Raw genomic sequence first — 2,490 nt, forward strand, 5'->3', positions numbered from 1 at the left:
AGCGGCTGGTCAGGGCCAGGCCGATCAGGTCGCCGTTCCCCAGCTGGGCCGCCTGAACCATGTCCTGAAGGTTCAGCAGACAGAGGTAGTTCTCCCGGCCCTTGCGGACGACCGTCTTCTTCTTGCGCTCGACCGGGTCGGGCCAGAGGGCGGCGCTCTCGCGGTCGATCTGGCGCTGTAGGGCGCGCGTGTAGGTCGAGACCCAGGCGGCGCCCTGGTTCCGTTCGGCCCACAGGGAGGCGGCGGCGAGATAGCCCAGGGTCTTGCCTGTGCCGGTCCCCGCCTCGGCCAGAAGCATGCGGGGGCGGCCCTCCTCATTGCGGGGCGAGAAGGCGTAGGCGGCCTCGGCGGCGTAATCGGACTGGGTCGGACGGGTTTCGTCGAGGCCCGAGGCCTGCAGCAATTTCTCCAGCCGGATGCGGGCGGATTCGGAATCGACGGGGGCCGAGCCCGCCTCCCCGCGCGGCGCCTCGTCCTCCCACTCCGCCAGCCGCGCCCAGGCGTCGAGGCCGGAGCCGCGATACTGGCGCTGGCGCAATGGCCCGGCCTGAAGCGCGCCCGCTGCCCGCCACGCCCAGGACCAGCCCGCTCGGCCGAGCGTCTCGGCCAGGGTGAAGGCGTCCTCGCGGTGCGGATAGGCGGGGTCGGCGAGTTCCTTGAGCAGGACGGCGGCGGCGTCGCGAAGAGCGGCCGCCTGGGCCTCGGCGCCTTTCGGCTCGGCCATGCCGAGCGCGAGCGCCAGTCCTGACGGCGACGGGGCGCAGAAGGTCGCGGGCCGCACGAAGGCCCACAGCTCCAGCACGTCCAGCAGGTCGGGCGACCGGGGCGGGGCCGACAGCCCCAGCCGCCGCGCGGTCAGCGAGGCGTGGGCGACCAGCACCGGCCCGCCTGTAAACACCCCCTCGGCGGCGCCGCGGCCGATCTTCCTCGCCCCCTCGTCGTCGCAGATCGCGCCCGCGCCCGGCGGCACGGCCAGGGCGGGCGGCAGGACCAGCCACGGGGCGGCGCCGGTCTGACCCTGCACCAAGACATCTTGGGTGGTCACGGCTTACGTTTCTTATCTTTCAGGGCCTTTGCCAGTTGGCCCAGTTGGTCCTCTCCAGCATTCTCTTTCTCAGTCCGCCTGAGAGCCTTGAAAGCTTTGATCTCGCGGGAGACGTGCGCTGTTGCCTTGGCGTGACTGACGGTGGTGGCCGCGCCCCAAGGCTTGAGCGGTCGCCCGTCCAGTTTGATCAGATCCCGGAGTTTGACCTGAAACTCGCCGAGTGTGGTGGACCGCCGCTGCTCCGCCTGACTGTCGAAGAACTCGAGCATTAAGCTGGTTATGTGGTTGAGCGCTTTGATCTCGGGTTCATGGAGAAGATTCTTCGCAGTCCCGGCTTCGCTAACGGTCGGCATCTCGCCCTTAAACGTGACGACCCCGGCGTTCTCCTGTCGATGATCAACGCGCTCGACGATGACCTCGCTCGCCGTTTTTTGCAGAACAGCCCAGTGCAGCGTGTTCTGAATGTCGGCGAAGAACTCAGTATGCTGGCTCTTGTCGTAAGGATCGTAGTCCACGCAGAACGAGGCGAGTTCGAGAATCCGCGTCCACATCCGCTTCTCGGACGACCGGATGTCACGGATGCGATCGAGAAGCTCATCGAAGAAGTCCGGCTTGCCGTCGGGATTCTTCAGCCTGTCATCGTCGATGACGAAGCCCTTCGTCAGGTAGGCCATCAGCACTTGGGTAGCCCAAATGCGGAACATGGTGCCGAGGCGAGAACTGACCCGATATCCGACCGCGATGATCACATCGAGGCTGTACAGGTTGGTGCGATAGGTTTTGCCGTCAGCGGCAGTTATCCAAGATTCTTGGACAACTGAATCAGCCACCAATTCGCCATCGCTGAATATGTTCTTAATGTGGTTGCTAACGCTTCGGACATCGACCCCAAACATTTGGGCCATCTGCGCTTGGGTCGCCCAGAAGGTGTCGCCAACGACCCGGAGTTCGGCCCGAACGCCGTCCTTCGACACATAGACGAGGAAACGATCCCCCGTGTCGCCGTCTTCACGGATGGTGACGGGACCGGAAGGCGTTTCGCTCGGCAAATGGTCGTCGTTCATTTCAGAATCTTACCACCGGCCGGAGTGAAACGGAACGAGAACATGCTATATCCCGCCGGTGATGCCGCCCGCCGCCAGTCTGCCGCCTCTGTTCGCCAACTGGTTCGCGCCTCGCGGCTGGAGCCCGCGCAGGCATCAGCTGGAAATGATCGCGGCGGCGGAAGCCGGCTCGCACGCCCTGCTGGTCGCACCAACGGGGGGCGGCAAGACGCTGGCGGGGTTCCTGCCCAGCCTGATCGATCTGGCGGAGCGGGGGGCGAGGCCGGCGCACGGACCGGGGTCGGGCATCCATACCATCTATGTCTCGCCGCTGAAGGCGCTGACGACGGACGTCGAGCGCAACCTGATGACGCCGATCCGCGAGATCGGGCTGAACATCCA

The 2,490-nt window shown here is 65.9% G+C and carries 2 protein-coding genes and 1 pseudogene; 1 reads left to right on the forward strand and 2 read right to left on the reverse strand.

Annotation, left to right across the window (positions count from 1 at the left end; translation table 11 throughout):
* Window positions 1-1,045 (reverse strand): annotated as a pseudogene (locus tag JHC99_RS18455) (ATP-dependent DNA helicase); the annotation flags it as partial.
* Window positions 1,042-2,109, reverse strand: coding sequence for a RhuM family protein (gene rhuM / locus JHC99_RS18460; protein ID WP_292156152.1), 1,068 nt, complete (start codon window positions 2,107-2,109; stop codon window positions 1,042-1,044). The gene rhuM and the pseudogene JHC99_RS18455, both read right to left, overlap by 4 nt.
* 61 nt (window positions 2,110-2,170) lie before the next feature.
* On the opposite strand from rhuM, the gene JHC99_RS18465 reads away from it, so the two are divergent.
* A partial coding sequence (locus JHC99_RS18465; protein WP_292156153.1) for a DEAD/DEAH box helicase occupies window positions 2,171-2,490 on the forward strand: 320 nt, incomplete at its 3' end.

Source organism: Brevundimonas sp., from assembly GCF_016463485.1.
Taxonomy (GTDB): Bacteria; Pseudomonadota; Alphaproteobacteria; order Caulobacterales; family Caulobacteraceae; genus Brevundimonas.